General features: G+C 71.2%; 26 protein-coding genes. 15 read left to right on the top strand and 11 right to left on the bottom strand.

Features of this window, described 5'->3' with window-relative positions:
- Positions 1–501 precede the first annotated feature (501 nt).
- Entirely contained in the window at positions 502–1362 is an 861-nt protein-coding gene (locus AAH991_RS31945) for a phosphotransferase family protein (protein ID WP_346229644.1), read from the top strand.
- Positions 1363–1405: 43 nt separating this feature from the next.
- Here AAH991_RS31945 and AAH991_RS31940 read toward each other — a convergent pair whose 3' ends face one another.
- The 5 genes from AAH991_RS31940 to pstS are packed head-to-tail and all read right to left on the bottom strand — an operon-like array spanning position 1406 to position 5919.
- The gene (locus AAH991_RS31940) at positions 1406–2110 is read right to left on the bottom strand and encodes a response regulator transcription factor (RefSeq protein WP_346229643.1); all 705 of its coding nucleotides are present in this window, start codon (positions 2108–2110) and stop codon (positions 1406–1408) included.
- Positions 2111–2146: 36 nt separating this feature from the next.
- Positions 2147–2923, bottom strand: coding sequence for a phosphate ABC transporter ATP-binding protein PstB (gene pstB, locus AAH991_RS31935; RefSeq protein WP_346229642.1), 777 nt, complete (start codon positions 2921–2923; stop codon positions 2147–2149).
- 3 nt (positions 2924–2926) lie between these two features.
- Complete coding sequence (gene pstA, locus AAH991_RS31930) at positions 2927–3805, bottom strand: phosphate ABC transporter permease PstA (protein ID WP_346229641.1); 879 nt, start codon at positions 3803–3805, stop codon at positions 2927–2929.
- Between the two features lie 20 nt (positions 3806–3825).
- On the bottom strand, positions 3826–4806 hold the full coding sequence (gene pstC / locus AAH991_RS31925) for a phosphate ABC transporter permease subunit PstC (RefSeq protein ID WP_346229640.1): 981 nt from the start codon (positions 4804–4806) through the stop codon (positions 3826–3828).
- 3 nt (positions 4807–4809) lie between these two features.
- Positions 4810–5919: a phosphate ABC transporter substrate-binding protein PstS gene (gene pstS / locus AAH991_RS31920; RefSeq protein WP_346229639.1), complete on the bottom strand. Its 1110-nt coding sequence runs from the start codon at positions 5917–5919 to the stop codon at positions 4810–4812.
- Between the two features lie 163 nt (positions 5920–6082).
- On the opposite strand from pstS, the gene AAH991_RS31915 reads away from it, so the two are divergent.
- Together AAH991_RS31915 and AAH991_RS31910 are read left to right on the top strand one after the other, a co-directional pair.
- The gene (locus tag AAH991_RS31915) at positions 6083–6541 is read left to right on the top strand and encodes a low molecular weight protein-tyrosine-phosphatase (protein WP_346229638.1); all 459 of its coding nucleotides are present in this window, start codon (positions 6083–6085) and stop codon (positions 6539–6541) included.
- Complete coding sequence (locus AAH991_RS31910; protein ID WP_346229637.1) at positions 6528–7334, top strand: fructosamine kinase family protein; 807 nt, start codon at positions 6528–6530, stop codon at positions 7332–7334. The genes AAH991_RS31915 and AAH991_RS31910 overlap by 14 nt, the downstream gene beginning before the upstream one ends.
- Before the next feature lie 3 nt (positions 7335–7337).
- Here the strand turns inward: AAH991_RS31910 and AAH991_RS31905 are convergent, their stop codons facing one another.
- Positions 7338–8000 (bottom strand): NPCBM/NEW2 domain-containing protein, encoded by a 663-nt coding sequence (locus tag AAH991_RS31905; RefSeq protein WP_346229636.1) that lies wholly within the window; start codon positions 7998–8000, stop codon positions 7338–7340.
- 254 nt (positions 8001–8254) lie between these two features.
- Positions 8255–9040 (bottom strand): histidinol-phosphatase, encoded by a 786-nt coding sequence (gene hisN / locus AAH991_RS31900; RefSeq protein WP_346229635.1) that lies wholly within the window; start codon positions 9038–9040, stop codon positions 8255–8257.
- An 81-nt stretch (positions 9041–9121) separates the two neighbouring features.
- On the opposite strand from hisN, the gene AAH991_RS31895 reads away from it, so the two are divergent.
- Positions 9122–9565: a DUF4442 domain-containing protein gene (locus AAH991_RS31895; RefSeq protein ID WP_346229634.1), complete on the top strand. Its 444-nt coding sequence runs from the start codon at positions 9122–9124 to the stop codon at positions 9563–9565.
- 4 nt (positions 9566–9569) lie between these two features.
- On the opposite strand, the gene AAH991_RS31890 is transcribed toward AAH991_RS31895, so the two are convergent.
- Positions 9570–10907, bottom strand: a complete 1338-nt coding sequence (locus AAH991_RS31890) for an aminotransferase-like domain-containing protein (protein WP_346229633.1) — start codon at positions 10905–10907, stop codon at positions 9570–9572.
- A gap of 144 nt (positions 10908–11051) precedes the next feature.
- Here AAH991_RS31890 and AAH991_RS31885 point away from each other — a divergent pair, with 144 nt between their 5' ends.
- A complete protein-coding gene (locus tag AAH991_RS31885; RefSeq protein WP_346229632.1) occupies positions 11052–11690 on the top strand; it encodes a LysE family translocator in 639 nt (212 codons plus the stop codon).
- Here the strand turns inward: AAH991_RS31885 and rsgA are convergent.
- Together rsgA and aroA are read right to left on the bottom strand one after the other, a co-directional pair.
- Positions 11687–12715 (bottom strand): ribosome small subunit-dependent GTPase A, encoded by a 1029-nt coding sequence (gene rsgA / locus AAH991_RS31880; protein WP_346229645.1) that lies wholly within the window; start codon positions 12713–12715, stop codon positions 11687–11689. The genes AAH991_RS31885 and rsgA overlap by 4 nt on opposite strands.
- On the bottom strand, positions 12712–14082 hold the full coding sequence (gene aroA, locus AAH991_RS31875; protein ID WP_346229631.1) for a 3-phosphoshikimate 1-carboxyvinyltransferase: 1371 nt from the start codon (positions 14080–14082) through the stop codon (positions 12712–12714). The genes rsgA and aroA overlap by 4 nt, the downstream gene beginning before the upstream one ends.
- Before the next feature lie 82 nt (positions 14083–14164).
- On the opposite strand from aroA, the gene AAH991_RS31870 reads away from it, so the two are divergent.
- From AAH991_RS31870 to AAH991_RS31860, 3 genes are all read left to right on the top strand, one after another.
- Positions 14165–14914, top strand: a complete 750-nt coding sequence (locus tag AAH991_RS31870) for an SOS response-associated peptidase (protein WP_346229630.1) — start codon at positions 14165–14167, stop codon at positions 14912–14914.
- A gap of 140 nt (positions 14915–15054) precedes the next feature.
- Positions 15055–16458: a hypothetical protein gene (locus tag AAH991_RS31865; RefSeq protein WP_346229629.1), complete on the top strand. Its 1404-nt coding sequence runs from the start codon at positions 15055–15057 to the stop codon at positions 16456–16458.
- A 152-nt stretch (positions 16459–16610) separates the two neighbouring features.
- Positions 16611–16943, top strand: a complete 333-nt coding sequence (locus AAH991_RS31860) for a TraR/DksA family transcriptional regulator (protein WP_346229628.1) — start codon at positions 16611–16613, stop codon at positions 16941–16943.
- 31 nt (positions 16944–16974) lie between these two features.
- On the opposite strand, the gene AAH991_RS31855 is transcribed toward AAH991_RS31860, so the two are convergent.
- Complete coding sequence (locus AAH991_RS31855; protein WP_346229627.1) at positions 16975–17715, bottom strand: class I SAM-dependent methyltransferase; 741 nt, start codon at positions 17713–17715, stop codon at positions 16975–16977.
- A 249-nt stretch (positions 17716–17964) separates the two neighbouring features.
- Between AAH991_RS31855 and AAH991_RS31850 the strand changes: the two genes are divergently transcribed.
- The 7 genes from AAH991_RS31850 to AAH991_RS31820 all read left to right on the top strand — a co-directional run bounded on the left by AAH991_RS31850 (position 17965) and on the right by AAH991_RS31820 (position 25273).
- A complete protein-coding gene (locus AAH991_RS31850) occupies positions 17965–18606 on the top strand; it encodes a sigma-70 family RNA polymerase sigma factor (RefSeq protein ID WP_169988138.1) in 642 nt (213 codons plus the stop codon).
- The gene (gene rsrA, locus AAH991_RS31845; RefSeq protein WP_346229626.1) at positions 18603–18869 is read left to right on the top strand and encodes a mycothiol system anti-sigma-R factor; all 267 of its coding nucleotides are present in this window, start codon (positions 18603–18605) and stop codon (positions 18867–18869) included. The genes AAH991_RS31850 and rsrA overlap by 4 nt, the downstream gene beginning before the upstream one ends.
- An 84-nt stretch (positions 18870–18953) precedes the next feature.
- Positions 18954–19871, top strand: a complete 918-nt coding sequence (locus tag AAH991_RS31840) for an NAD-dependent epimerase/dehydratase family protein (RefSeq protein ID WP_346229625.1) — start codon at positions 18954–18956, stop codon at positions 19869–19871.
- A 38-nt stretch (positions 19872–19909) separates the two neighbouring features.
- Positions 19910–20842, top strand: a complete 933-nt coding sequence (locus AAH991_RS31835) for a hypothetical protein (protein ID WP_346229624.1) — start codon at positions 19910–19912, stop codon at positions 20840–20842.
- Between the two features lie 321 nt (positions 20843–21163).
- Complete coding sequence (locus AAH991_RS31830) at positions 21164–22519, top strand: HD-GYP domain-containing protein (RefSeq protein WP_346229623.1); 1356 nt, start codon at positions 21164–21166, stop codon at positions 22517–22519.
- Positions 22516–23805, top strand: a complete 1290-nt coding sequence (locus AAH991_RS31825) for an HD-GYP domain-containing protein (protein WP_346229622.1) — start codon at positions 22516–22518, stop codon at positions 23803–23805. The genes AAH991_RS31830 and AAH991_RS31825 overlap by 4 nt, the downstream gene beginning before the upstream one ends.
- A gap of 133 nt (positions 23806–23938) precedes the next feature.
- Entirely contained in the window at positions 23939–25273 is a 1335-nt protein-coding gene (locus tag AAH991_RS31820; protein ID WP_346229621.1) for an acetyl-CoA carboxylase biotin carboxylase subunit, read from the top strand.
- Positions 25274–25284: the final 11 nt, after the last annotated feature.

The raw sequence follows: 25284 nt of genomic DNA, 5'->3' as shown, positions 1-25284 counted from the left end.
CCCCGATGGGGTGGCCCTTCCGCATATCCGCACCCCCCTCCTCCCTGTTCCTCTGTTCCCCTTCGCGGGGTTCCCCGGCAGTGGGTGTGGGGCGTGGGTCTGGGCGTGAGTGTGGTGTGGGTGTGGGTTTTCAGCCCCGGCCGATGACGGCCGGGGCTTTCGCATTTCCGGGGGCAGACGACGTCCGGCGACGTCCAGGGCCAGTAAAGCCACTAGGGCCACTAGGGCCGGTAGGGGCGGTAGGGGCGGCGTGGTAGGCCCGGCCGAGGGGCCCGAGGCCCGGGATGCTGGGCGCCAGCGTGAGGGGAGCGGAGCGGCCGGGAGGGAGGACCGCAGCGAAGGCCCAGCGGAGCGGGCTTCGCGAGGACCGGACCTTCCGGCCGGCGCAGTGACCAACCCCCACCCACACCCCCGAGTTCCCCACCCCAACAAGCGTTCCGACGGCTCAGTCCGTATTCGGCCACCCCGCGCCCCCCAGGCCACATGGTTAGGGTTACGAAAGTGACCGAGGAAATCATCCGGTTGTTGGCCCGCCATCTGCCCGGCTACAAGATCGACGCTGTCAAGCGGTTGGGCGAGGGACAGGACAATGCGGCGTACGAGGTCAACGGTGAGTTGGTCGTACGGCAGAGCAAGAGTGACGAGGCGGCCGGCCGTGGGGAAGCGGTGCGGCGGGAGGCGGCGTTGCTGGCTGCCGTGGGAGAGTTGTCACCGGTGCCCGTGCCCCAGCCGGTCTTCCTGGACGAGGAGGCGGGCGTGCTGGCGTACGGGAAGCTGCCGGGCCGTCCGCTGAACCTGCACCCGGTCAGGGAGCCGATGCGCCTGGCGGCTCCTTTGGGCGATTTCCTCAGCCGGCTCCATGCGGCCCCGGTGGAGCGGATGGAGGCGCTCGTGCCGCGGGACATCTATCCGCTGAGCGAGCTGCTCGAAGAGGCCGAGGGCCACTATCGGGAGGTCGAGGCTCATGTGTCGCCGGCCGCCCGGCGAATGGTCGAGGATTTTTTCGGCGGCAAGCTCCCGGCGGAGCCCGGGGTGCCGGCGTTCTGTCACAACGACCTGGGCGCCGAGCATGTGCTGGCGGACGCCGAGACGAGCACCGTGACGGGAGTCATCGACTGGACCGACGCGGCCATCGCCGATCCCGCGTACGATTTCGCGCTCGTCTTCCGGGATCTCGGCCCGGAGGTGTTCGAGCGGACACTGGCGCACTATCACGGACGTCTCGACGACGCCGGCCGCGCACGTGTCCTCTTCTACGCCCGATGCGCCCTGCTGGAGGACGTCGCGTACGGCCTGTGCTCGGCGGATGTCAGGTCGTACGCGGACGCCGGTCTCGCGCACCTGGAGCGCACCTTCTCATGACGCGCGCCCTCCCGCGACGCGCGCCGCGCGCGTGAGACGGCGCTCATCCGGTGACGAGACGGTACCCCACGCCGCGGACGGTCTGGATCATCGTGTCCTCCACGTCGCCGAGGCGGGCGCGCAGACGTTTGACGTGTACGGCGATGGTGTTGGTCGACATCCCGTCCGTGGAGTGCCAGACGTGGCGCATGATCTGCTCGCGGGTGACCGTTCTGTCGGCGTTGCGCATCAGGTAGTGCAGCAGCTCGAATTCGCGCAGCGGCAGGTGCACCACGCGTCCGCCGACCTTCACCTGGTACGCCGTGACGTCGAGCTCCACGTCGCCGATCGTGAGCACGACCCGGTGGCCGTCCTGCCGGCGGAAGGCCGCCTGGACGAGGGGAAGCAGCTCGGGCACGCGGTACGGCCTGGCGACGCAGGCCGTCGCGCCCGCCTCCAGGGCCTGCAGCGCCTGCCCGGCGTCGCCGCCGAAGTCGATGCCGAGCAGGACGGGCACGGACCGCGCGAGCCGTACGGCGCGGACGAAGTCGACGGGTCCGACGATGGGGAGGGAGGCGCAGATCAGCACGGCGTCGGGCCGGAGCGCCCCGGCCTGCAGCAGCGCCTGGGCGCCGTCCGGTACGCCGGTCACGTCGACGCCCTCGGCCTGCATGGCGGCCGAGAGCTGCCGCACCAGACCCGCGTCCGGATCGGCCACCAGAAGCATGGGCGCCGTCCGAGTGTCCCCCTCCACTGCGGGTGCCGTCACCCGGGTCCCTCCAATGCTGTCAGCCGGGAGCGGTCGTCACCCGAAGCGGCCCGTGATGTAGTCCTCGGTCGCCTTCTCGGCCGGATTGGTGAAGATCTTCGAGGTCTCGTCCATCTCGACGAGCTTGCCGGGCTGCCCCTGCGCGGCCAGGTTGAAGAACGCGGTCCTGTCGCTGACCCGGGCGGCCTGCTGCATGTTGTGGGTCACGATCACGATCGTGTAGTCCTGCTTGAGCTGCGAGATCAGGTCCTCGATCGCCAGCGTCGAGATCGGGTCCAGGGCCGAGCACGGCTCGTCCATGAGCAGCACCTGCGGGCGTACGGCGATCGCGCGGGCGATGCACAGGCGCTGCTGCTGACCGCCGGACAGGCCAGCGCCGGGCTTGTTCAGCCGGTCCTTGACCTCGTTCCAGAGGTTGGCGCCCTTGAGCGACTCCTCGACGACGCCCTCCAGCTCCGACCGTGAGTGCCGGCCGTTGAGCCGCAGGCCCGCCGCCACGTTGTCGAAGATGGACATCGTGGGGAAGGGGTTCGGCCGCTGGAACACCATGCCGATGGTCCGCCGGACCGACACGGGGTCGACGTCGGCGCCGTACAGGTCCTGCTCCTCCAGGCGCACCTTGCCCACGACCCGGGCGCCGGGGATGACCTCGTGCATCCGGTTGAGCGTCCGCAGGAACGTCGACTTCCCGCAGCCGGACGGGCCGATGAAGGCCGTCACCGACCGCGGCTCGATGGTCATCGAGATGCCCTCGATCGCCTTGTGCGAGCCGTAGTAGGCGTCGAGGCCCGCGACCTCGATCTGCTTGGCCATTCCTTACCTCCTCCTCGCGGGCGAACGCCACCAGGTGATGAGGCGTGCGACCAGGTTGAGCAGCATGACGATCAGGATCAGCGTGAGCGCGCCGGTCCAGGCCCGGTCGATCGCGGTGTCCGTGGGACGACCGGCCTGATCGAAGACGTACAGCGGAAGCCCCATCTGCGGCCCGTTGAACGGGTCGTTGTTGATGGAGTCGGTGATGAAGACGGTCAGCAGCAGCGGCGCGGTCTCACCGGCGACGCGGGCGACGGCGAGCATCACGCCGGTCACGATGCCGGTGAACGCCGTGGGCAGGACGACCTTGACGATGGTCCGCCACTTGGGCACGCCCAGCGCGTACGACGCCTCGCGCAGCTCGCGGGGCACCAGGCGGAGCATCTCCTCGGCGGACCTGACCACGACCGGCATCATCAGGATCGACAGCGCGAGCGCGCCGGCGAAGCCGGAGAACGGCATGCCGAGCACGAGGATCCAGAAGGCCAGGACGAAGAGCCCGGAAACCACGGAAGGGACGCCGGTCATGACGTCCACGAAGAAGCTGATCGTGCGGGACAACCGCCCGCCCTCGCCGTACTCGACGAGGTAGACGGCGGTGAGCAGGCCGATCGGGACCGCGATGAGCGACGCGAGCAGGACCTGTTCGAGTGTGCCGATGATGGCGTGGTAGGCGCCGCCGCCGGCGTCGCGCGCTCCGATGTTGCGCATGGAGTGAGTGAGGAACTCCATGTCGAGGCGGCCGATGCCGTTCTTGACGACGAGCCACAGCACCGACAGCAGCGGGATGACCGCGAGCGCGAACGCCAGGTAGACGAGCACCTGGACGAGCCGGTCCTTGATTCGCCGGCCGGCGGAGATGGGCTGGATTCCGGTTCTCATCGGGATTCCGGTCTGTACGGTCACGCTGCGGCCCTCGCGTACTCCTTGCGGCGGGCGATGACGAAGCGGGCGGCCATGTTCACGAGCAGGGTGATGATGAACAGGACGAGACCCGAGGCGATCAGCGCGCCGCGGCCCACCTCGGTCGCCTCGCCGAAGCCGTTGGCGATGTTGGCGGCGATGCTGTTGCCGTACGGGCCGAGGACCTGGAACGTGATCTTGAACGTCGCCGGGAAGATGAGCGCGACCGCGATGGTCTCGCCCATCGCGCGGCCGAGGCCGAGCATGGCGGCGCTGATGACGCCGGGCCGGCCGAACGGCAGGACCGACATCCTGATCATCTCCCAGCGCGTCGCGCCGAGCGCCAGCGCGGCCTCTTCCTGCATCTTGGGGGCCTGCAGGAAGACTTCGCGGGAGATCGCGGCGATGATCGGCAGGATCATGATCGCGAGCACCAGCGACGCGGTGAGCATGCTCTTGCCGACCACGGTGTCGCCGCCGAACAGCGGGATCCAGCCGAGGTAGTCGTTGAGGAACTTCGACGGGCCGAGCATGAACGGCACGAGGAAGGCGACGCCCCACAGGCCGTACACCACGCTGGGGACCGCCGCGAGGAGGTCCACCACGTAGCCCAGGACGGAGGCGAGCCGCCGGGGCGCGTAGTGCGAGATGAACAGCGCGACGCCGACCGCCACCGGGGTGGCGATGACCAGCGCGAGCAGCGAGCTCAGCACGGTGCCGAAGGCGAGCGCCCCGATGCCGAAGACCGGCTCGGTGGCGTTCGGCTGCCAGGTCAGCTCGGTGAGGAAGTGGGACGTGTTCGCCTGGAGGGCGGGGACGGCCTTGACGACCAGGAACACCCCGATCGCGGCCATGATCGCCAGAAGGACGACACCGGCCCCGGTCGAGGCGAAGCGGAACGGGCCGTCGCCGCGGCTGCGCCGGAAGGCGGACCGGCGCATGGCCGGCCCGCTCTCCCTGGTTCTGGTTGACGTCGCCATCTGTTAGGCGATCGCCTCGACCGCGGTGCGGACCTTGGTCAGCAGGCTCGACGGCAGCGGGGCGTAGCCCAGGCTGGTCAGCGCCTGCTGGCCCTCGTCGCTGGCGGTGTAGGTGAGGAACGACTTGACCAGCTTCGCGTCCTCGGCCGCCAGGCCCTTCTCGCAGGTGATCTCGTACGTGACGAGCACGATCGGGTAGGCGCCCGCGGCGCTGGTGGCGTAGTCGATCTTGAGCTTGAGGTCGTTGCCGGTGCCCGCGATCTCGGCGGCCTCGACGGTCTTGCCCGCGCTCTCCGGGGTGAGCTCGACGAACTCGCCGGAGCCGTTGGCGACCTTGGCCTTCTGCAGCTGCGAGTTCTCGGCGAAGGACAGCTCGACGTAGCTGATCGCGCCCTCGGTGCTCTTGATGCTGGACGCGATGCCGTCCGACCCCTTCGAGCCCTGGCCCTGGGCCTCGGCCGGCCACGCCTTGGCGGGCTCGTACGGCCAGTCGGCGGTGGCCTTGAGGAACTTGGTGAAGTTGTCGCTGGTGCCCGACTCGTCCGAGCGGTGGAACGCCTGGATGGCGGTCGAGGGCAGCTTCGCGTCGGGGTTGTCCGCCTTGATGGCCGGGTCGTCCCACTTGGTGATCTTGCTGTTGAAGATGCCGCCGATGGTCTTCGGCGAGAGCTGCAGGCCGTCCACGCCCGGCAGGTTGTAGACGACGGCCACCGGGCCGGTCACCATCGGCAGGTTGATCGCCTTGCCGGTCTTGCAACGGGCGTCGGCCTGGGCGGGCTCGCCCTTCTCGTCGTTCAGGGCCGAGTCGGAGCCGGCGAACGCCACGGTGCCCTGGATGAACGCCTGGACGCCGGCGCCGGAGCCGCTCGGGTTGTAGTTGATGCTGACGCCGGGGTTCGACGACTGGAAGTTCTTCTTCCACTCCGCGATGGCGTTCGCCTGGGCCGAGGAGCCGGCGGCGTTGATGGTGCCCTGGAGGGTGTCGTCGCCCTGTGCGGGAGCGGCGGCGCTGGAGGTGCCCCCCGCCGTGCTCGTGTTGTCATCGGTCCCGCATGCGGCGAGCGAGAGCACGCCGGCGATGGTGGCGGCGGCGAGCCGGCCTGCATACTTCACGGTTGTTCCTCCCCTTGTCTCTCAACAGCAGGGACGGTAGGGAGCCAAGGTGACCTAAAACCTTGGTAAAGGTGAACGGGTAATGAACGCCCCCGGTCGCTCTCGTACGACTCCGGAAGAGATAACGAGCAGGTCACGGGTGTTATGGGAGAGGATTGAGTTCATGAAGCGTGTATGTCTGGTCTGCATGGGGAACATCTGCCGATCGCCCATGGCCGAGGTCGTGCTGCGCCGTACGCTGGCCGAACGCGGGCTCGACGTGGAGGTGGACAGCGCCGGCACCGGGGGCTGGCACGCGGGGGAGCCGATGGACGAGCGGGCGCTGGCCACGCTGGCCGACCACGGGTACGACGGCTCGTCCCACCGGGCCCGCCAGTTCGACCGGGCGTGGTTCGCCGAGCGTGACCTCGTCCTCGTGATGGACCGCGACAACCTGCGCGCGATACGGCGGATCGCGCCCCCGGACGCCGACGTGCGGCTGCTGCGGTCGTTCGACCCGGCCGCTCCCGAGGGCGCCGAGGTGCCCGATCCGTATTACGGGGGACCGGAGGGCTTCGTCGAGGTGCTGCGCATGGTCGAGGCCGCCTGCGAGGGGGTGGCGAAGTACCTTGAGGATCACTAGGGACATCGGCGGCGGGCACGCCTGGACCCTGCACGAGGGCGTGCTCGACGACGGCCGCAGGGTCTTCGTCAAAAAGACCGGGGCCGCATCGGCCGTGCTGGAGAGTGAGGCGGCGGGGCTGCGCTGGCTGGCGGAACCGGGAGCGGTCGCCGTGCCCGAGGTGATCGCCGCGGAGGGCGGCGCGCTGGTGCTGGAGTGGATCGACACCGCCCCCGCCACGGCCGCGGCCGCCGAGCGGTTCGGGCGTGAGCTGGCCGCCCTGCACGCCGCCGGGGCCGCGGACTTCGGCGCTCCCTGGCCGGGCTACATCGCCGAGCTCGCGATGGGCAACGAGCCCGCGCCGGACTGGCCGTCGTTCTACGTCTCCCGCCGGGTGCTCCCGTTCGTACGGCTCGCGCGCGACCGTGGGGCGCTCTCGGACGCCGACATGGAGCTGGTCGAGGAGGCGTGCGGCCGGGTGACGGAGGTCGCCGGGCCGGCCGAGCCGCCGAGCCGGATCCACGGCGACCTGTGGAGCGGGAACCTGCTGTGGACCGCGGACGGGGTCGTGCTCGTCGACCCCGCCGCCCACGGCGGCCACCGGGAGACCGATCTCGCGATGCTGGCGCTGTTCGGGGCGCCGCACCTCAACACGATCCTCGCCGCCTACCGCGAGGTGGCGCCCCTCGCGGACGGCTGGCGTGAGCGCGTGCCCCTGCACCAGCTCCACCCGCTGGCCGTCCACGTCTGCCTGTTCGGCGAGGCGTACCGCGGCAGCCTTCTCACCGCCGCGGGCGACGTCCTCGCCCTGTGACTTTCAGCGATAGGAGGCGTTCATCCACGCGACCCGGAAATAGTTCGCCGAGGTGACCTCGCTGCTCTTTAAGACGGTCATTCGCAGGCGGATCCGCTGGATTCCGGATACCGGGACGGTGATTTCCGGCGCATTCGTGTACGTCGCCACCTGTTGCGCGAGGACGTGGTCGCCAAGGTCGAGAACGGAGAAACGCACCTGCGCCGACGTATTGGGGGAAACGCGGTCAATTCCGACGCGCGCCGTGAACGTGGTCGCGTTTTGAGGAACCACGTAGTCGAGATGGCCCGTCACGGCGCCGACCGCGTTCACCCGGCAGGTGACGGCGGTGAGTTGCTCGTCCGAGCCCGCGACGGCGACCGAGTGGTCGCCCCAGTCGTTGCCGTAGCCGTCGGGCGTTCTGCAGCCCGCGACGCCGACGGCGTCCCCCCTGGTCAGATGGGTGGTCGTCCCAGAGTCGGCCGGGGTGGGGGTGGCCCCGGCCCCGGCGGTCGCCGTGGCGGTCACGGTGGCGGTGACCGTCGCCGTCGCGGTCGCCGTATGCGTCACGGCGATGTTCTCCCCGACCACGTTCCGCACGGCCTCGGGGGCGTTGATCACGGCGACCGTCACCGCCGACGCGGCGGTGATGAGCGTGCCCACGCATGCCCAGATGCCGGTGATCACGGCGATTCTGCGGGCGTTCTTCCGCTCTTCCTTTCCCTCGTCGTCGGCTGTCCTTCGCGGCTTCGCTGGTGCGCTCATGTCGAATTCCGGCTCGTCGCAGTGGTTTTCCGAGAGTCCGCTTCCGCGTCCCGTTTTTGGACGCGTACGGCGACGAGCCGGTTGCCAGCGGAATGTCACGGACCCGGCACGAATGCCGCCCGATCGATCACGCCGCTAATGGAAATTCGACGATTTATCCGGAAATGAAGGAAATGTCAGCGAGCGGACAGGCGCTTGAGAACCTCGTCGTGGAGCCGGCCGTTGGTGCAGACGAGGTTGCCGCCATCGAGCGGCGGGGTGCCGTCGAGGGAGGTGCAGGAGCCGCCGGCCTCCTCGACGATGATCGTGAGGGCGGCCATGTCCCACGGGGACAGTTCGGGCTCGGCGGAGATGTCCACCGCGCCCTCGGCGACCATCATGTGCGACCAGAAGTCGCCGTAGCCGCGGGTGCGCCAGCACTGCCTGGTGAGATCGAGGAACGGGTCGAGCCGCCCGGCCTTCTCCCATTCCTCCAGGTCGGAGAAGGAGAAGGAGGCGTCGTCGAGGCGGCCGACCGAGGACACCTCACAGCGCGTCGCCTTGCTCATGCTGCGCCCGGTCCACGCGCCGCTCTCCTTGGCGGCCCACCAGCGGCGGCCGAGCGCCGGGGCCGAGACCACGCCCACGACGACCTTGCCGTGCTCCATCAGCGCGATCAGCGTGGCCCACACGGGGACCCCGCGCACGTAGTTCTTCGTGCCGTCGATCGGGTCGACGATCCAGGAGCGCATGCCGTACCCGGTCATGCCGAACTCCTCGCCGACGACGGCGTCGCGGGGGCGGGCACGGCGCAGTGTGCCGCGCATCGCCTCCTCCACCGCCCGGTCGGCGTCGCTGACCGGGGTGAGGTCGGGCTTGGTGTCGACCTTGAGGTCCACGGCCTTGAAACGGCGCATCGTGAGGTCGTCGGCGGCGTCCGCCAGCAGATGCGCGAGGTGCAGGTCGTCGCGGTACTCCGTCACAGGCCCAACGTATCGTGCCGTCACCTGGTCGTAGCAGAGGAAGGATCGCCCCGAACCGTACCTGTCGGTAACATCCCGGCCATGGACATCGGCGCCTTCATGCTCGGCAGCGTCCCGTTCGCGCGGCTGCTCGGCATCACCTTCGACGCGATCGGCACCGGTACGGCGGTCGCCCGCCTGGCCGACCGTGCGGACCTGCACAACCACGTGGGCGGCCCGCACGCCGGCGCCCTGTTCACGCTGGCCGAGACCGCCTCGGGCGCGGCCATGCTGTCGGCCCTCGGCGACCAGCTGTCCAGGGCGGTGCCGCTGGCCACCGAGGCGTCGATCCGCTACCTCAAGCTCGCCAAGGGCGAGGTCACGGCGGCCGCCACCCTGCGGGCCGAGCGGGAGGCGGTCGTCGCCCGGCTGGACGCGGGGGAACGGCCCGAGTTCGAGGTCGGCGTCGAAATCCGCGACGCCGGCGACGTCGTCGTCTCGGAGATGACCGTCTCCTGGACCCTGCGCCCCAACCGCCGGAGCTGACGCGTCACTCGGCGAGGACGTCGTCCGGGGAGGAGCGCGCGAGCCCGGCGAGGGTGGCGAGGGCGCTTTCCAGCGTGTGAGCGGGCGGTGAGGCGAGGCCGAGGCGGACGGCGTTCGGCGTGCGGTGGTCGCCGACGGCGAAGGCGGCCGCCGGAGTGACGGCGATGCCGTGCCGCGCCGCGGCGGCCACGAACGTGTCGGCCCGCCACGGCGGCGGGAGCTCCCACCAGCAGTAGTAGGACCGCGGGTCGGCGCGGACGGCGAACTCGCCCAGCTGACGCGCCGCGATCTCCTGGCGGGCCTCGGCGTCCCGCCGCTTGCCCCGGCTCAGCGCTCCCACCACGCCGTCACCGGCCAGCCGTACCGCCGCCTCCAGCGCGAACCGCGGCGGCGCCGCGCCCATCGAGTGCAGCGCCGCGGTCACGCCGGAGGCCGCGGCCTCGGGTACGACCGCGAACCCGACGGTCAGCCCGGGCGCGAGCCGCTTGGACAGGCTGTCGACGAGGATCGTGCGCTCGGGCGCCACGGCGGCGAGCGGGGGCAGGTCGTCCCGGAGGAACGACCAGATGCCGTCCTCGATCGCGGGCACGTCCAGCCGTGCGAGCACGGCCGCGAGCGCGGCGCGGCGCTCGAGCGGCATGCTGACCGACAACGGGTTGTGCAGCGTCGGCTGGAGATAGACGGCCCTGAGCGGAGCCCCGCGCGCGGCGCTCTCCACGGCCTCGGGGACCAGGCCCGCGTCGTCGACCGGCAGGGGGACGAGGATGACCCCGAGCCGGGCGGCGATCGTCTTCACGACGGGATAGGTGAGCTCCTCGACGCCCAGCCGCGTGCCCGGCGGGACCAGCGCGGCGACGACGGCCGCGATGGCCTGGCGTCCGTTGCCCGCGAAGAGCACCCGCGCAGGGTCCGGGCGCCAGCCCGGACGGGCGAGCAGGTCCGCGACGACCTCGCGGGCGACGGGGGTGCCCGCCGCGCCCACCGGCCGCATGGAGGCATCCAGCACGTCCGGGCGCAGCAGCCGCCTGATGCCGTCCCCGAGCAGCCGGGCCTGCTCGGGGATGACGGGATAGTTGAGTTCGAGGTCCACCCCGCTGCCGCTCGGTTCGGCCAGGGCGGTCCCCGGACGCCGGGCGGAGGCGCGTACGAAAGTGCCGCGGCCGACCTCGCCGACCGTCAGGCCCCGGCGGGTCAGCTCCGCGTAGACGCGCGCCGCGGTGGAGCCGGCGATGCCGCGCCGGCGGGCGAAGTCCCGCTGCGGAGGCAGCCGGTCTCCCGGCCTGAGCCGCCCGGCCGCGATGTCCGCGGCCACCTCGTCCGCCAGCTCCCGGTAGCTCTCCACCGCCGCCGCCTCCCCCGTCCTCGGTGACGCATTCAAGCACGACATTGCTCCGAGAACAATATGAATTATTGCTCTGATAATGCGAGGAGGATTAGCCTGAGAAAGCCGTCCGGACCGGTGTGAATGACCTGCGAAGAGAAAGCGATGTCGATGGTCGAACCCCACGCGGTCCTGGGCGTCGTGTCCGTGGCGCTCGGAATGGTGCTGTCCCCGGGCCCGAACATGATGTATCTGGTCTCCCGCAGCATCAGCCAGGGACGCCGGGCAGGAGTCATCTCGTTGGGCGGAGTCGTCGCGGGATTCCTCGCCTATTTGACGGCGGCGAACCTCGGGCTGGCCGTGCTGTTCGCCGCCGTACCGGAGGTTCTCGCCGTGATCCGGCTGGCCGGGGCGGGTTACCTGCTGTGGCTCGCCTGGAGGACGATCAGGCCGGGCGGCGCGTCGGTGTTCACTGTGCGGGAGGTGCCGGACGATTCACCGCTCCGGCTGTTCACCATGGGACTGATGACGAACCTGCTGAATCCGAAGATCGCCATTCTGTATGTCTCCGTCATTCCGCAGTTCGTGGATCTCGGCGCGGGACACGTGTTGGTCCAGGGCGTCGTTCTCGGTCTCTGCCAGATCGCGGTGGCCTCGACCGTGAATCTCTCGATCGTGCTGGCCGCCGGAAGCGTGGCGGGTTTTCTGGCGCACCGGCCGGTGTGGCTGCGGGCCCAGCGGATCGCCATGGGGAGCATGCTCGGAGTGCTCGCCGTGATGCTCGCCCTCGGCGGATTGCTCTAGTCCTCGTCGGCGGAGCCCTCGCGGCTGGCGAGCAGCCGCCGCAGGGACTCCAGCCGGGTGGGGTCGGCGTGCCCCTCCGCGACGTAGCGGTCGAGGGCGCACTCGTCGCCGAGGTGGGTGCAGCCCTTGGGGCACCCGGTCGTGGCGTCCACCAGGTCGGGGAAGGCGGCGAGTACGGTCTCCACCGAGATGTGCGCGAGCCCGAAGCTGCGTACGCCGGGGGTGTCGATGATCCAGCCGCCCTCCGGCAGTTCGAGGGCGACCGCGGAGGTGGAGGTGTGCCGGCCGCGCCCGGTGACGGCGTTCACGTGGGACACGGCCCGGCGGGCGTGCGGCACCAGCGCGTTCACCAGGGTCGACTTGCCGACCCCCGAGTGCCCGACGAGCACACTGATCCGGTCCGCGAGCGCCTCGCCCAGGTCGTCGAGCGGGCCGCCCTTGCGGACGACGACGTACGGCACGCCGAGGGGTTCGTACAGCGCCACGAGGTCGCGGGCGGGCGCCAGGTCGGCCTTGGTGAGGCACAGCAGCGGCTCGATGTCGGCGTCGTAGGCCGCGACGAGCATCCGGTCGATCATCCGGGGGCGCGGCGGGGGGTCGGCGAGCGCGGTGACGATGACCAGCTGGTCGGCGTTGGCGACGATGGGACGCTCGATGTCGTCGACGTCGTCGGCGCTGCGGCGCAGCATCGAGGTGCGCTCCTCCACGCGGACGATGCGCGCCAGCGTGTCGGGCTGCCCGGTGACGTCGCCCACCAGCGCCACGCGGTCGCCCACGACGATGCCCTTGCGGCCGAGCTCGCGGGCCTTCATCGCCACGACGAGCGTCCGGTCGCCCCTCCGCTTCTTCGGCGTGGCGGAGCGGGGGACACCCTCGCCCACCAGGCAGGTGTAACGCCCGCGGTCGACGGCCACCACGAAACCCTCGACCGCCTCGCTGTGGGCAGGCCGGATCCGCGTCCGGGGCCGTGAGCCCTTGCCCGGCCTGACCCTGACGTCGTCCTCGTCGTACTGCCGCTTTCTCAGCGCCCGCGCCCTTCGGAGTGCCCCGATCCCGGGTGATTCTCGCTGCCCAGCATCGCGGCCCACATGCGGGGGAACTCGGGCAGCGTCTTGCCGGTCGTGGCGATGTCCTCGACCTCGACGCCCGGCACGACCAGGCCGATGACCGCGCCCGCCGTGGCCATGCGGTGGTCGGCGTAGGAGTGGAAGACGCCGCCGGTCAGCGGCCGGGGGTGGATCTCCAGGCCGTCGTCGGTCTCCCGGGCGTCGCCGCCCAGCCGGTTGATCTCCGTGGCGAGGGCGGTGATCCGGTCGGTCTCGTGCCCCCGGATGTGCGCCACGCCCCGGATGCGGGACGGTCCGCCGGCCAGCGCGGCCAGCGCGGCGATCGTGGGGGTGAGCTCGCTGACGTCGTGCAGGTCGGCGTCGATGCCGCGCACCGTGCCCTCGCCGGTCACCCGCAGGCCCTCCGGCACCCGCTCGACCCGCGCGCCCATCTCGGCGAGCAGCCCGCGAAGCGCGTCGCCGCCCTGCGTGGTCTCCTCCGGCCAGTCCGGCACGACGACCGAACCCCCGGTGACCAGGGCCGCGGCCAGGAAGGGCGCGGCGTTGGACAGGTCGGGCTCGACCGTGACGTCCCTGGCCAGGATCGGGCCGGGCTGCACCCGCCACACGTCGCGCTCGGAGTCGTCCACCTCGACCCCCGCCTGGCGCAGCATCTGCACCGTCATCTCGATGTGCGGCATCGAGGGCACGGGCGGGCCGCTGTGCCGTACGGTCACGCCCTTCTCGAAGCGCGCGGCGGCCAGCAGCAGGCCGGAGACCATCTGTGAGGAGACCGAGGCGTCGAGGGTGACCTCGCCGCCCGGGATGGGACCGCGGATCGTGAACGGCAGCGCGTCGTTGTCCACCGACGCGCCGAGCGCCCGCAGCGCGCCCAGGATCGGGCCCATCGGCCGCTTGCGCGCGTGCGCGTCGCCGTCGAAGAAGACCGGGCCGTCGGCCAGCGCGGCGACCGGGGGCACGAACCGCATCACGGTCCCGGCGAGCCCGACGTCGACCGACGCCCCGCCGCGCACGGGATGCGGGGTCACCGACCAGTCCACACTGTCGGCGCTCTCGTTGGACGGCGTCATCTCGGCGCCGAGCGAGCGCAGTGCGGCCGCCATCAGGTCGGCGTCGCGGCTGCGCAGCGCGAGCCGTACGGTGCCGGGGGCGTCGGCCAGCGCGGCGAGCAGCAGCGCGCGGTTGGTCACCGACTTGGAGCCGGGCAAACGGACCGTCGCACGGACCGGCTCGGCGGCCACCGGGGCGGGCCAGAGCGGTGCGGCGGCGTGCTGGTGGACGGCGTGCGGCTCGGCGCCGCCGGACGCGGACTGCGGAGAGGCCATGTCCGCAAGCTTAGTGTGCGCGTGCCCGGCCGGACCGTCTCGGAGAACGCGTCCGCCGCCCGGGAGTGGCAGTCTTGGTGGCATGTGCGGGAGGTACGCGTCGGCGCGCAAGAAGCAGGAGTTGCTGGAGGAGTTCCAGGTCGAGCTGGACGGTGTGCCCGACCAGGAGCTGCGGCCCGACTACAACGTCGCGCCCACGAAGAACGTCTACGCGGTCATGTGCCGCGTGCCCAAGGACGACGGCGGCGAGAGCCGGGGCGACGAGCCCGTCAGGCAGCTCCGGGTGGTCCGGTGGGGTCTCGTGCCGAGCTGGGCGAAGGACCCGTCGGTGGGCTCGCGGATGATCAATGCCAGGGTGGAGACGGTGGCGGAGAAGCCGTCTTACCGCAGGGCGCTGAAGTCCCGGCGCTGCCTGGTCCCGGCGGACGGCTACTACGAGTGGATGCCGCTCGAAGGCAAGAAGAAGCAGCCGTTCTTCATCCACCCCGCCGACGGCGGCGTGCTCGCCATGGCCGGCCTGTACGAGTTCTGGAAGGACCCCACCCGCGCGGACGACGACCCGCTGAAGTGGCTGTGCACCTGCACGGTGATCACCACCACGGCCACGGACAAGCTGGGCCGCATCCACGACCGGATGCCGATGATGGTCGAGCGCGAGCGCTGGGAGGAGTGGCTCGACCCGCGGGTGACCGATGCCACCGGCCTGCTCGTCCCGGCCGGGCCGGACCGGCTGGAGGCGTACGCGGTGTCGGACGCCGTGAACAGCGTCCGCCACAACGGCCCCGAGCTCATCGAGCCCCTCGAAGGAGACGACGTCCCGCGGCTCCTCTGACCGGCCGCGAATCCGAGAAAACCACGCGTTCGTCCGATCGCGGACAACGTGTTGATCGGGGACATGACCGGACGTACGCTCCGGTGGCGCTTTGCACGACATGTACGTAACTCGCCACTCCTAGTAACAAGGAGCGTTACATGTCCCTGACGAACGACCTCACGCGGACACCGGTCGAGCCGAGGACGGTGACCTTCGGAACGGTCAACGCGACGGCCGACTACAAGGCGCTGCGCGCCCTCCCCGCGGACAAGTACCCGGAGTACTTCAACCGCGTCTACACGCTGTTCACCGGGCTCGAATTCGACGTCTGGTCGCAGATCGCGCAGTACGAGGGCGAGGACAAGCAGTGGCTGGCCCACGCCCTCTACCTGTACGGCAAGAACAAGGACGCCCTCCCCGCCGGCTTCGACCACACGGCGGCGGTGGCCCGTCTGATCAACCGGGCTACCCGGCGCACGGCGATGCCCGGCGCCCAGGACGACGCGTTCGAACGCGAGGTGCTCCGGGCCAGCGGATGGGTCTCGGCGATGCTCGTCAGCACCCTCGCCCCGCCGGACCGGGGGAGGACCGCGAAGCTGAGCTCGATCTACAACCCCCCGGGCCAGGACCGGGACGTCGACGGCAGGCAGCAGGTCGGGCCGTTGCGCACGGACGTGCTCAAGGAGTTGGTCGACGTGCTGGCGAAGGTGGTGGACGAGCAGCTCCTCCACTGGGTGCGGCCCAGGAGCGCGCCCACCGAGCCGGAGTCGCTCGACCATCTCGGGCGTATCGCCGACTATCTCCAGAAGTACGTGGCCCGCGTTCTCGGGCCGTACGCGGACGCCCGGGAGGACGGGCCGTACTTCGACGGCTTCCGCTACTCGGAACGCCTGCAGAGCACGTGGGAACTGCCCGCGGGGCCCGTCCAACGGCTGAACTGGATGACGAACAGAGCCCAGGCGGTCGGCTGGGACAAGGAACGGGGCGCGCTGCTCGCCAAGGCGAACTACGACGGCACCCGTGACGGCGACCGGGAGACGCTGCGCCGGATGCTGGGCGAGCGTCTGGATTCCGACGAGTCCCTGAGCAGAAGGGTCCACGCCATGGTCAAGCTGACCGCGGCGCACAGCGGGGGCGAGGGCAGGATCTCGGTGCAGCCGATCTTCCCCAGCGCCACCTGGGGCACCAAGGCCGACTGGCGCTGGCGGGTGATCAGGACCCTCGCCCATGAGCTGATGCACCGGCTCGCGCATCCCGACTTCACCGCCACGGCGGGCAGGATCCGGCATGGGCAGATCGTCTCCGAGGGCTTCGTCGATCTGCTGGCCCTCGACGTCTACACGCGGCTGTGGGGCCTGGTGTCCCAGTCGACCGCCGCCACCGAGGTCCTGCTGAAGGGCGTCGGCGCGACCAAGGCACCCGACCCCTCGTTCCTGAAGGTCGGCTACGGCGAGGCGGGAACGTCGGCGGCGGCGGTCCGCGATCTGATGGGCGACGACCGCGTCAGGGCGGCCTTCTTCCTCGGCGCGACGCACCTCGTCGGGCTGCCCTCCGCGCAATGAGCCCGCACGGGGGTCTCCAAGGGGTGTAAGCGGCGCGCGAAGTGGGCATCCGTTCGGGAAAGCGGCCGCACGTGAGGTGATCGGCCGCTGACCGACCAGGAGACCGGGGGCTTCTGGTCGGGTGACTCCCCCACTCCCGGAGGTGCGGATCCGTGGACGTCGCGACCGTGCGTATGCGCCTGGAAGGCATGCTCGCCGAACTCGACCGGTCGATCAGCGTGCTGCGTGGGGATCCGGTCGCCGGGCACGACAGGTCCCTCGCCGACGCGGGAGCCGACCTCACCGACGCCGACCGGACCCGGGCCATGCTCGACGCCGCGTCCCGGCAGCGTACGGCCGTGCTGGCCGCGCTGCGGCGGCTGGACGACGGCGGTTACGGCCGCTGCGTCGACTGCGGCGCCCTCGTTCCCGAGGGCAGGCTGGAGGCGCGCCCCGAGGCGGCCCGCTGCGTGCAGTGCCAGTCGAGGACCGAGCGCCGCCGCTGATTCCGCCGTTCCCGGACACCGGGGAGAGCGTTCACAAGGGCTTGCGCGCGCTGGCCACCAGGTGGATGCCGACCGTGTCGTCGTCGTCGGCCTCGGTCTCGAGTTCGGTGCGGACCAGCCAGGACAGCGACTTGCTCTCCGTGCTCAGCACGTGGTCGACGGTGGAGGGGGAGAGCACCGTGCGCGGGCGCACCCACTCCACCTCCAGGCCGGCGCCGGTGATCAGCTCGCGTATCTGCTGACTGGTGAAGCAGCGGGTGATGCTGCCGTCGGGCCAGGGGATGAGCATGACCTCACCCGTCTGGCACAGGTGCGCCCAGTAGTTCTGCTCGGCCAGGATCGCCATCCCGAGGACCAGCGAGTCGACGCACAGCAGCGCGCGCCCGCCGGGCCGCAGCACCCGGGCCACGTCCTCGATGACGGACTCCGCCATGATCTCGACCGACAGCACGCGCTCCTCGGCGACGACGCCGTCCACGCAGCCCTCGGGCAGGAAGGCGAGATTGTCGGCGCGCACCTTCTGTATGCGGTCGGAGGCGTCGCGCAACCACGGTTCGGCGGGCCTGCGGAAGTCCAAGACCTCGATCACCCGGTGACCGGCGCGCGCCGCCTGGACCGGCCACCGCCCCCGTCCGCCGGACAGGTCCAGCAGGAGGGAGGGCCGGTCGGGCAGCCACTGGCGCAGCTGCTCGGCGACGACCGCGTGATAGAAGGTCCAGTACGGCCCGAGTGTGCCCGAGCCGTTGAGTTCGTTGGCCGGTATAGGCAGCACGAGCGGCTCCTGGACTCTGGCTGCCCCACGCATGGGGGTGAGACAGCGAAACTCGGTTTCCGGGCTACCAAGCCGGTGCTTACTTTTTTCCCCGCACCGGGTCGTTCGTCACCTCAATCTGCACCGGGAACAGACTCTACGCCCGCCCTGTTGCAGTTGGGCATGAAGACGTTGGTGCTGCCAGAAGGCCTCGACGGACTGGACCTCGCCGGGCCGGTATCCTCGGCTGGGTACGGTGTCCTTAAGGGGGTGGGTCCGGTCTCCAAGACAGCCGAGGAGACTCTGGAGCAGCGCAGCGAGCGGTTCGAGCGCGACGTGATGCCGTTTCTCGACCAGCTGTACTCGGCCGCGCTCCGGATGACCCGAAACGCAGCGGATGCGGAGGATCTCCTCCAGGAGACCTTCGCCAAGGCGTTCGCCTCCTTCCACCAGTTCCAGGAGGGGACGAACCTCAAGGCCTGGCTCTACCGCATCCTCACCAACACCTTCATCAACAGCTACCGGAAGAAGCAGCGGGAGCCCAAGCAGGCGGGCACCGAGGAGATCGAGGACTGGCAGCTCGCGCGGGCGGAGTCGCACACGTCGAGCGGGCTGAAGTCGGCCGAGATCGAGGCGCTCGAACACCTTCCCGACAGCGACGTGAAGGACGCTCTGGCCGCGCTCCCCGAGGAGTTCCGCATCGCCGTCTATCTGGCGGACGTTGAGGGCTTCCCGTACAAGGAGATCGCCGAGATCATGGGCACGCCCATCGGGACCGTGATGTCGCGCCTCCACCGGGGCCGCCGGCAGCTGCGCAACCAGCTCGAGGACTACGCGCGCGAGCGCGGTCTCGTGCGGCCGGACTCCCGCGGCGCGGGTCTCGGCGGGACGCTTGGCGAGGAGGAGCGATGAGCTGCGGGAAACACCACGACACCCCGTGTAGCCAGGTGCTCGACCGGGTGTACACCTACCTGGACGGCGAGCTGGACAACGACCGCATCGCCGAGATCAGGAAGCACCTCGACGAGTGCGGCCCCTGCCTGGAGGAGTACGGCCTGGAGGAGGCCGTCAAGCGGCTCGTGGCCAAGCACTGCGGGTGCGACCCCGTCCCGCGGGATTTGCGCTCCAAGGTGCTCAGCAGGATCGAGCAGGTCCGCGCCGAGATGGTGGAATAGCCCGCACCCAACGGGAGGCGTGACCGGGCCGCGCCGGGGCAATGCTCGTTAGGATCTTCCGTACAGGCCGGGAAGGGCGGGGACATGCGGGCACTGGTCACGGGCGGGGCGGGGTTCATCGGATCCACTCTCGTCGATCGGCTGTTGTCGGACGGCCACGAGGTCGCGGTGGTGGACGACCTGTCATCCGGGCACGTGCGCAACCCCGACGCATCCCTGCACGTCATGGACGTGCGCGACCCCGCGCTCGCGGAGGTCGCCGAACGCTGGCGGCCGGAGGTCGTCTGTCACCTCGCCGCGCAGATCAGCGTGCGCAGGAGTGTCGCCGACCCGCTGACCGACACCAGGATCAACGTCGAGGGCACGGTCAACGTGCTGGAGGCCGCCCGTCGCGCCGGGGCACGCAAGGTCGTCTACGCGTCCTCCGTCGCCGTCTACGGCAGGCCGGCCGTGATCCCGGTCCCGGGAGACGCCCCGGTCGATCCCCGCTCGCCGTACGCCGCCTCCAAGCTCGGCGGCGAGCTGTACCTCGCCACCTACCGGGCGTTGTACGGGCTCGAATACACCACGCTCGTGCTGTCGAACGTCTACGGGCCGCGCCAGTCGCCGGAGGGCGAGGCCGGGGTGGTCGCCATCTTCACCGACGCCCTGCTGGCGGGCAGGCCCACGGTCGTCTACGGCGACGGGTCCCAGACACGCGACTACGTCTTCGTGGAGGACGTGGTGGACGGCTTCGCCCGCGCCTGCGGGCCGCACGGCGACGGCCGCCGCTTCAATCTCGGCACGGGCGTGCAGACCACCGACCGTGAGCTGCACACGCTGGTCGCCGCGGCGGCCGGAGCCCCGGACGAGCCCCGCTTCGAGCCGGCCCGGCTGGGCGACCTCCCCGCGATGGCCGTCGACCCCGCTCCCGCGTACGAGGCCCTCGGCTGGCGTCCCCGGCACGACCTGCCCACCGGTCTCAAGGCCACCGTCGAATGGGCCCGCCAAGCGCTCGTCTGACCGGTGAACCCGGTGCCCGGGGCGGACGTCTCAGCGATGTGAAGCGTTCGCACTGGGCCCCCGCCGTCATCGTCGCCGCCGTCATCGCCCTCGCCGGGTACGCGGGATTCGCACTGGCCGGCCACGCGGGCGGATCGAGCGCGACACCGGACGCGTGCCCGCGGCAGTGGGAAGGCGAGGGCATCGGCGGCTGGGTGCCGGCCGGCCCCGACGTGGACGGCGCGGACGAGTCGCTGGTGCCCGGCTCGCCGGTCCGGGCGCTGATCTGCGCCTATCCCGGCGTCAACATGGATCCGGGCGGCGAGCGGCTGGGCGGGTCGCGGAGGCTGACGGACCAGGCGGCGGCGATGGCCCGCGACCTGGCGTACCTGCCGGTGACCACCGGCGAGACCTGGGGGGCGTGCACGGCCATGGGCGGGCCGATGACGAACTATCTGGTCCGGTTCGCGTACGCCGACGGCTCGGCCCTGTGGGTGGGCAGCGCCGAGGAGGTGAACTCCTGCGTCGCGACGACGAACGGCGAGGCCCGGACCCGCTCGTACGTCGGGAAGGCCCTGACCGCCGCCTACCGGGAGGGGACGTGGCGGCTGCCGCGGCCGGAGGACCCCTGCCGGGGCGGCCTCCACCGGCGGGGGCAGGAGGACGCCATGGTCCCCGGAGAGCCGGACTGGGTGCTCGTGTGCCTGGACGGGGGCGAGAAGTGGCCGCCGAGGCGCGAGCACGGCGCGGCGGCGGCCCGGGAGCTCGCGGCGGCGCTCGACGACCTCGGCACCGTGCCGAGCGACCACTCGTGCCAGGGCGGAGGCCCGGAGGCGGACCACCGGGACTACCGGCTCGTCTTCGGCTACGCCGAGGGACCGCCCGCGGGTGTGCACGTCGATTACGGCTGTGCGCCGGGCGTCGACAACAGCATGCTGCAGGCCGACGTGGACGACGGCGTCCGCCGGCTGATGGCCCGGCTCACACCTTGAAAGGGTCCGCGGGAAGGCCGCGACAAACCAGTGCAATTGCACGCGGCGTGATGGCTTGGTTACGGTTTGGCTGCGATGGTCGCGACATCCCGGACCGGCCGTCGGCCCTTCTGTAGCCTGAATCCGACATCGACGTGGAGGCGGCGCAATGCTAGGGAAGACCGTCGTCAGGCTGATAGTGGCGCTGGCGCTGCTCACTCCGGTGGTCGCTTTGGCCGGTCTCGCGGCCGGCACCCCGGGGATCTCCTGGACGTAGTCACTGCCCGTGGGCCGGTCCGGCAGGGCCGGCCCACGGGTCCGATCCGCATTCAAGGTGGCGCAATGCGGGAACTGCCGTGGCCCGCCAGGGTCTACTTCGTCGCACTCGTCGGAACCGCCGGCCTCGTGATCACGCGCGGTCTCCTCGCGGATCGCGGGCTCGCGCCGGAGGACTGGTCGGCGCTCCTCGTCCTGGCGCTGCTCTTCCTGCTCTGCGAGTCGGTGCCGACGCTGCTCAACGTGCCGCACGTCGCGGTGTCGGTGAGCTTCTCCGCCGCGCTGGCCGCCGTGGTGCTCGTCGGCCCGGAGGGCGCGGCCCTGGTCGGGCTGGCCGCGGTCGTGAGCGTGCGCCCCGGCCTGGCGATGGTGAAGAGGCTGTTCAACGGCGCGCAGTACGCCCTGTGCGGATACGCCGCGGGGTGGGCGTACGAGAGCGCGGGAGGCCGGGCCGGGCTGCCCGAGCCGGCCGACTTCCCGGGCATCCTCGTGCCGTACGCCGCGGCCACGGGGGTCTTCGTGGCCGTCAACTTCGCGCTGACGGCGGTCATCCTGCGCCTGGCGTCCGAGGTGCACAAGGACCAGGTCTCGTTCCGCGCGATGGTGCAGTTCCTGAGCTCCTACGTCGGCTTCGCCACCTTCGGCCTGCTGATCGCGGCCCTGTGGTCGACGGTGCAGTCGATCTCGGCCGTGCTGGTGCTGCTGCCGCTGTTCGTGGCCCGGTGGGCCCTCGGGCACTACCACGCCGAGCAGCGCGCGTACGACGCGACCATCGCGGCGCTGTGCCAGGCGGTGGAGACGAAGGACTACTACACGCGCGGCCACTGCACCCGGGTCTCCGCGGCGTCGTCGATGATCGCCGAGGAGATCGGGATGGGGACCGAGCGGCTGCGCGCGATCCGGTACGCCGGGATGCTCCACGACGTCGGCAAGCTCGGCGTGCCGACGAAGGTGCTGCAGAAGGACGGCCGCCTGACCGAGGAGGAGTACGCCGCGATCCAGCTCCATCCGATGCGCGGGCTGGAGATCGTGCGAGGCATCGACTTCCTCGACGAGGCGTTCGCCGGGATCATGCACCACCACGAACGACATGACGGGAAGGGCTACCCGATGGGACTGGCCGGGGCGGAGATCCCCGAGTTCGCGAGGATCATCGCGGTGGCCGACGCGTTCGACTCCATGACCTCCGACCGCTCCTACCGCAAGGCCAAGCCGATCGATTTCGCGGTGGCGGAGCTCCGCAAGAACGCGGGCACGCAGTTCGACCCCGACATGGTCTGCGCGTTCGTCAGGGCGCTCGACCGGCACGGCTGGCACCTCGCCCAGCCGGTGCAGGTCCCCCCCGACGACCCCGCCGTCGAGACCACGGTCAAGGACCACGACGACCCGACCACGCCCATCCAGGTGGTGTCGGAGCGGTGAGGGAGCGTCGGCTGACGGCCAGGCCGGTGGGGCTCGACTCGGGCCAGCTCCTGCTCATCTGCGCCGCCGGGATGCTGACCGTGGCGGGGATCGCCCACACCACGGCCCAGGGGCTGACCGACCCGCGGGTCGCCATCGGGTTCGGCGCGCTCATCGCCGCCGGGGAGCTGGCCCGGCTCACGATGCCCGGTAACCGCGAGGTCGCCCCGATCTCCACTGCCGCCTCGCTCGGGTACGCCCTCCTGCTCGACGTGGGCGGACGGCCGGCGCAGCATTCGGCCCTGCAGGTCGTGGCGGTGATGTCGGTCGGCATGATCGCGGGAGGGCTGCCGCATCTGGCGGTCGGCCGGCCGCCGCGGCTCGACGCCATGGCCCGGCGGCTGCTCGCCGGGTCGCTGCTCGCCTTCGCCTACCGGCCGCTCACCGGCCCGCTGGGGGAGCTCGCGCGGAACACCGGCGACCGGGGCGGCAACTGGTGGCCGGCGCTCGGCGTGATGGCGGTGCTCGTCACGGTCATGCTCGCGGCCGACGTGGTGATCGCGGCCATGCACCGGGCCGACCAGGTCAAGACCGCGTTCGGCGTCGCCGTACGGGACGAGATCAGGATGGCGGCGCCGCTCGGCGCCGCCGTCGGGGCGTCGGGCATACTGCTCGCGCTCGCCTCGCACAGCATGGACATGACCGCGCTGCCCGCGTTCGCCGCGCCGCTGCTCGTCACGCAGGTGGCCTTCCGCAAGTACGCCGGCATCCGGGCGACCTACCTGCAGACCGTGCGCGCGCTGAGCCGGGTCACCGAGGTCGGCGGGTACGTCGAACCGGGCCACTCGCGCCGCGTCAGCCAGTTGTCGGTCGCGATCGGCCGGGAGCTCGGCATGGCGGAGCCGCAGCTGCTGGAGCTGGAGTATGCCGCGCTCATGCACGACATCGGCCAGCTGTCGCTACGCGACCCGATCCCCGGCGGCGCGACCGTGCTCGCCGACCCGGCGCAGGCGCGGCGGATCGCCGAGCTGGGCGCCGAGGTGATCAGGAAGACCGGCGTCCTCCACGGCGTCGCGGAGATCGTCCGGCGGCAGTGCGACACGCTCGGCGAGGCCCCGCCGATGGCGAGCCGCATCATCAAGGCCGCCAACGCCTACGACGACCTCGTGGGCGGCTCGACCGACAGGGACCGGGCGGCGGCGGCGCTGGAACGGCTGCGCCTCGACGGCGGCTCGGCCTACGACCCCGGGGTGGTGGAGGCGATGGCGCGCGTCGTCGACCGGCTCGTGCTCGTCGCGCGCTTGTAGCAGACGTAGCATCGGAGCGCGTTGACCGCCGCGCCGACGCCGCCGATGTTGTGGCGACCCTACAGAATCGGCCCCCACGTTCAGTCGGAAGGGTCGGAGGGACGGAGCGGCGGGTCACCCTAGAGTTGGCTGCGTGTTCGACTCAGTTCTCGTCGCCAACCGTGGCGAAATAGCCCGGCGGATCATCCGTACGGTGCGGGGCATGGGCCTGCGCGCGGTCGCGGTCCACTCCGAGGCGGACGCCGACCTGCCGTTCGCGCGTGAGGCCGACGACGCCGTGCTCCTCGGCCCCGCGAACCCGGCCCAGAGCTACCTGGACATCGACAAGGTCCTCCAGGCCGCCCGTACGACGGGGGCGCGGGCGGTCCACCCCGGATACGGGTTCCTCGCCGAGAACGCGGCGTTCGCCCGCGCGGTGACCGACGCCGGCCTCGTCTGGATCGGCCCGGACCCCAAGGCCATCGAGCAGATGGGCGACAAGATCAACGCCCGTAACCTGATGGAGGCGGCGGGCGTGCCGGTCGCCGCCGGGACCAGGGAGCCGGTGTCCGACCTCGCGCAGGCGGAGCGGGCCGCCCGGGAGATCGGATACCCGGTGATGGTGAAGGCGGCCGGCGGGGGCGGCGGCATCGGGATGGGCGTGGCGCGCGACGACGCGTCGCTGGCCAAGGCGTTCGAGCAGGCCTGCCGGGCGGCCGCCCGTTTCGGCGGCGAGCCGGCCATCCTGCTCGAGCGCTACATCGAGCGGGCCAGGCACGTCGAGGTGCAGATCCTGGGCCTCGCCGACGGCACCGTGGTCGCCCTGGGCGAACGGGACTGCTCGGTGCAGCGGCGCCACCAGAAGGTCGTGGAGGAGAGCCCGTCCCCGGGCGTGACCCCGGAGCTGCGCGAGCGGATGCTGGCGGCGGCCGTACGGGCCGGAGAGGCCGTGGCCTACCGCGGCGCGGGCACGGTGGAGTGCCTCGTCGACGCCGACGCCCAGGATTTCGTCTTCCTGGAGATGAACACCCGCCTCCAGGTGGAGCACCCCGTCACCGAACTGGTCACCGGCCTCGACCTCGTCGAGCACCAGATCCGCGTCGCGGCCGGGGAGGTCTACTCCGTCGAGCCGCGGGTGAGCGGCCACGCCATCGAGTTCCGCGTCTACGCCGAGGACCCCCGCAGGTTCCTCCCCGGGCCTGGCAAGATCGGGGTGTGGGAGGAGCCGGTCGGCGAGGGGGTGCGCATCGATTCGGGTTACACGGCGGGCAACACCGTCACGCCGTTCTACGACCCGCTGATGGCCAAGCTCTGTGTCGTCGGCGCCACCCGCGAGGAGGCACTGGAGCGGGGCCGGGAGGCGGTCGCCGGGTTCAGGATCGAGGGCCCGAAGCACAACCTGCCGTTCTGCGCCGAGTTGCTGGACCATCCCGAGTTCGTGAGCGGGGACTACGACACCGGGCTGGTCTCCCGGATGAGAAAAGCCTGATCTGCTGAATT

It is taken from the genome of Microbispora sp. ZYX-F-249, assembly GCF_039649665.1.
In the GTDB taxonomy this organism is placed as follows: domain Bacteria; phylum Actinomycetota; class Actinomycetes; order Streptosporangiales; family Streptosporangiaceae; genus Microbispora; species Microbispora maris.
The sequence above is the reverse complement of the archived record's forward strand: the minus strand, read 5'-3'. Positions and strand labels throughout refer to the sequence as shown.